Raw genomic sequence first — 4,459 nt, 5'->3', positions numbered from 1 at the left:
TCGCGCCTTTAAGCGAAACCGGTCTGAATGGCTTGGTCGCAGATACTCTAAGTTGTAGCCAGGATTGGGCTTGGTCTTTAAATGAATTAGTCTATCAAAAAACCCAGGGAAATCCCTTTTTTGCCACTCAGTTTCTCAAGGGATTGCACGAAGATGGGTTTATTGCTTTTGACCGCGATCTGGGTTATTGGCACTGTGACCTGACGCGAGTGCGTCAGTTAGCACTGACCGATGATGTCGTAGAGTTTATGGCCACTCGGTTGCACAAACTCCCCAAAGAAACTCAAGAGGTACTGAAGTTAGCCGCCTGTATTGGTAATCAGTTTGATTTAGAGACTTTGGCCATTGTCAGGGAAGAGCCTGAGATGGAAGTAGCAGTTTCATTGTGGAGGGTACTGCAAGAGGGATTGGTGTTGCCATTAAACCAGACCTATAAGTTTTTCCAAGGGAATAAAGGAGAGGAAAAAGTACGGGTACAAGACGTTTCGGTTCGTTACAAGTTTCTGCACGATCGCGTCCAGCAAGCTGCTTATTCCCTGATTGCGGACGATCGCAAGCAGATGACACACCTGAACATCGGGCGATTGTTGTTGCAGAAAACATCCAAAGGGGAACGAGAAGACAACCTCTTCAACATCGTCAACCAGTTGAATATCGGTATACCTCTGCTCGAGAAACCGAGCGATCTCGAAGATCTCGCACAACTGAATTTAGGGGCAGCACGGAAGGCCAAATCCTCTGCTGCCTACAATGCGACAGCAAGCTACTTAAACACAGCTATCCATCTGATCCTGCGTACTGAGGCAACTCCTTTGGAAGTATGGCAAGCTCACTATACATTAATGCTGCCATTACATAATTTACTGGCAGAAGTCAGCTATCTCAATGGCAACTTTGAAAAGGCAGAGCAACAGATTCAAGCCGTCATCAACAACGCTAGAGATCTTCTCGATCGTGTCAAAGTCTACGAAATCCGCATTTCAGTTTTGGTGGTGCAAGGCCAGTATCAAGCAGCACTGGATGTGGGGTTAGAAATTTTGAGATTGCTCGATGTCTCCCTGACGGAGGCTCCCTTACCCGATATCGATATCGATCGCCTCTACAGCCTGCCGACAATTGCCAATCCCCAGATTGTTTCTGCTTTGAGCATTCTGAGCAAATTATGGGCCCCAGCCTTTATTGGCAATCCCCAGCTCCTGCAATCGGTCGTTGTGACGATGCTGAATCTGTCTGCAACCCACGGAAACTCAGCAAGAGGAGCCTTTGCCTATGCACTCTACGGGATGTTGCTCTGTGCCACGATGAAGGACATTGAATTGGGGTACCGCTTTGGGCAACTGGCGCTGCATACCCTCGATCGCCATGAAGAAGCCGAACTGACTTGCAAGGTGAATCAACTGTTTCATGCCTTTATTCGCAACTGGAAAGAGTTAGCGCGCGATCGCGCCGAATGTCTTGCCGATAACGTATTAACGGGCTTAGAGACCGGTGACATTGAGTTTGCCTGTTATTCCGCGATTAACTATTGTGATAACCTTTGCGTCATGGGCGAATCCCTAAGCCTCATTCATCAAAAACAAAGCTATTACATTGAGCTGACCAAGAGTCTCCAGCAAGAATTCCAATACTTTGCTGCCGTAATCTGGGGACAGTTCGTGGAAAATTTAATGGGTCTGGCGGCCGATCCCAAACAACTGGTGGGGCAACGGTTTAATGAAGATGAGTCCATACCTAAGATCGAACAGATGAATTCGTTCACGGCATTGTTCTTTTTTTACACCTCTAAAACAATGTTGCATTATTTGTTTGACGATTATGAAGGAACCTTGGTTCATTCCCAGTCCGCCATTGAGTACGAACAAGCTGGGGTGGGAATGTTACCCATCACTCAGATTCCCTTGTATCGGTCATTAGCTTTGTTAGCGCTCTATCCCAGTGCTGCCCCGGAACAGCAAGCTCAAATGTTGGAGGAGGTGGAAACTCACCAAAAACGTCTAGACATTTGGGCCACTCACGCTCCGCAGAATTTTCAGCATAAGCTGGATTTAGTGGCTGCGGAAACAGCACGGATTCAGGGCGATCGAGGACAAGCGATTGAACAATACGATCGCGCGATTTCTGGGGCGAAAGAAAACCAATACATCCATGAAGAAGCGATCGCTAACGAACTGGCTGCCAAATTCTACCTCAACTGGGGCAAAGAAAGAGTCGCCAGCAGCTATATGCAAGACGCTTACTATAGCTATGCGCGTTGGGGAGCAAAGGCGAAAATCGCGCATCTCGAACAACGCTATCCGCAACTGCTCGCGGCGATTGGGCAACCGACTCATCCTCAACGCCCGTCCGAGTTAAGCATCCCCCCAAGCCAGACAGCCAGCTTAACCAGCAGCAGCTACAGCTCCAATATCTGGTTAGATTTTCCCGCCGCGATCGAAGCTGCCCAAGCCATCTCTGAAGAAATTGAATTAGAGAAACTCTTAGCAACGTTAATGCAGATCGCGATCGCCAATGCTGGAGCGCAAAGCGGTCATTTAGTGTTATATCAAGACAATCAATGGGTGGCGATCGCCAAAGCCAATCGAGAAAGGGCCGAACGACTAGACATTCAGCTCGATCGATACTCGAATCTTCCCCAGAGTTTAGTGTATTCGGTTGCGCGGACTCAAGAGACAGCCGTGTTTGACAACTTAAGTACAGTAGACCAATTTGCCGGCGATCGCTATCTGATTACCCACCAACCCAAATCCGTGTTATGTATGCCGATGAGTCGTCAAGGAAAACTCATCGGTATTTTGTACCTGGAAAATAACATCACTCTGGGTTCTTTTACCCGCGATCGGATTGAGATGCTCAAACTACTTGCCAGCCAAGCAGCGATCTCTCTAGAAAATGCTCGTCTGTATCAACAAACCGAACACTATTCCCACACCCTCAAAGCAGAGGTCGAGCGCAAAACTGAAGCCCTCAACCAAAAAGCTCAAACGTTAGAGACAACCTTAGAACAGTTGCAACGCACTCAAGCACAACTTATTCATAGTGAGAAAATGTCCTCGCTCGGTCAATTAGTTGCTGGGATTGCTCATGAAATTAATAATCCAATTGGCTTTATTCGTGGCAATATTAATCATACCCAAAATTATATTCAAAACCTAATCGATTTGCTCGAACTGTATCAGCGCGAATATCCTCAAAGAAATGCGGATATTCAAGCAAAACATGAAGAATTAGACCTCGATTTTTTACTTGAGGATGTCACCAAAACCTTGCAATCGATGGAAGTGGGTAGCGATCGCATTCATCAAGTCGTTCTCAGCTTGCGAGACTTTTCTCGTTTAGATGAAGCTGAAATCAAAACCGTTGATATCCATAGTGGAATTAAAAGTGCGCTGTTAATTCTGCAACATCGATTTCAAAAAAATGAACACCAACCCGAAATACGAGTGATTGAAGAGTACGGACAACTGCCCAAAATAACCTGCTATCCGAGTGAACTAAATCAAGTCTTTTTCAATATTATTAATAATGCGTTAGATGCGATTCAAGAGAATCCTCAACATAAGCCAACATCTGAAGTCCGAATTTGCACTGAAGCGATTGAAAACCATCAGATACGAATTACAATCTCGAATAATGGCAGTCCCCTTCCGGAAGCGATTCAAGACCGGATTTTTGACCCATTTTTTACAACTAAGCCTGTCGGTAGAGGCACAGGATTAGGATTGTTTATCTGTTACTTCATTATTCAAAAACATGGGGGTACGATCGCCGTGCAATCGCAATCAGAAGAAAGAACAGCATTTGAAATTATTTTGCCCCAGAAGTGCGCGTAGATTGTTATATAGCAGAGAAAAGGAGAGTTGGGAAATTTTCTATTGCCATTAGTGCCTATTGCCTCAAACCATAACCTAACTATCCTAAGCAACTCTTTCTATACTATAGGATTTCGCACTCAAAGGTACGGGTTTAGGAATGGCGATCGCTCATCAAATTATTGAGGAAAAACATGGGGGCACAATCGATTGTTATTCCCAAATCAGTAAAGGTACGGGATGTATAATTTCTCTTCCTTTAGGCAATTCTGATGCGAAGAATTATGAATAAAGTTTAACCCCAAAGATACAGCCAAGGTTGCCTCGTTCACAAATTCTTCAGATTGATATAATAAACTAAAGAAAAATCTCTAAAATTAAGTCATTTTTTAAAACTGCCATGGCTAGTATCAGAACTCCCCTCCAGGACTACGAAGTCCTCAAACTGCTGCACTCTAGTTCCAGAACGCTAGTTTATCGAGGACTGCGCTTGGCTGATCAGAAGGCGGTGATTATTAAATTGCTCAACTGCGAGTATCCGACCTTCAGCGAATTGGTCAATTTTCGCAATCAATACACCATTGCCAAAAATCTCGACTTGCCCGGAATTGTCAAACCCCTAGCCCTCGAACATTATGGCAAGGGTTTAG

The 4,459-nt window shown here is 45.2% G+C and carries 1 protein-coding gene and 2 pseudogenes; all 3 read left to right on the top strand.

The window, feature by feature from the left end:
• Nucleotides 1-3,830: trifunctional serine/threonine-protein kinase/ATP-binding protein/sensor histidine kinase (locus AC3A14_RS24120; protein ID WP_487779208.1), on the top strand; the 3,830-nt coding region annotated here is incomplete at its 5' end.
• 133 nt (nucleotides 3,831-3,963) lie between these two features.
• Nucleotides 3,964-4,101: pseudogene (locus AC3A14_RS24115) on the top strand (hypothetical protein); the annotation flags it as partial.
• 108 nt (nucleotides 4,102-4,209) lie between these two features.
• A pseudogene (locus AC3A14_RS24110) lies at nucleotides 4,210-4,459 on the top strand (serine/threonine protein kinase); the annotation flags it as partial.

The organism is Roseofilum sp., assembly GCF_982964205.1.
Note: the sequence above shows the minus strand (reverse complement) of the source record. Positions and strands in the feature narration are given on the sequence as shown.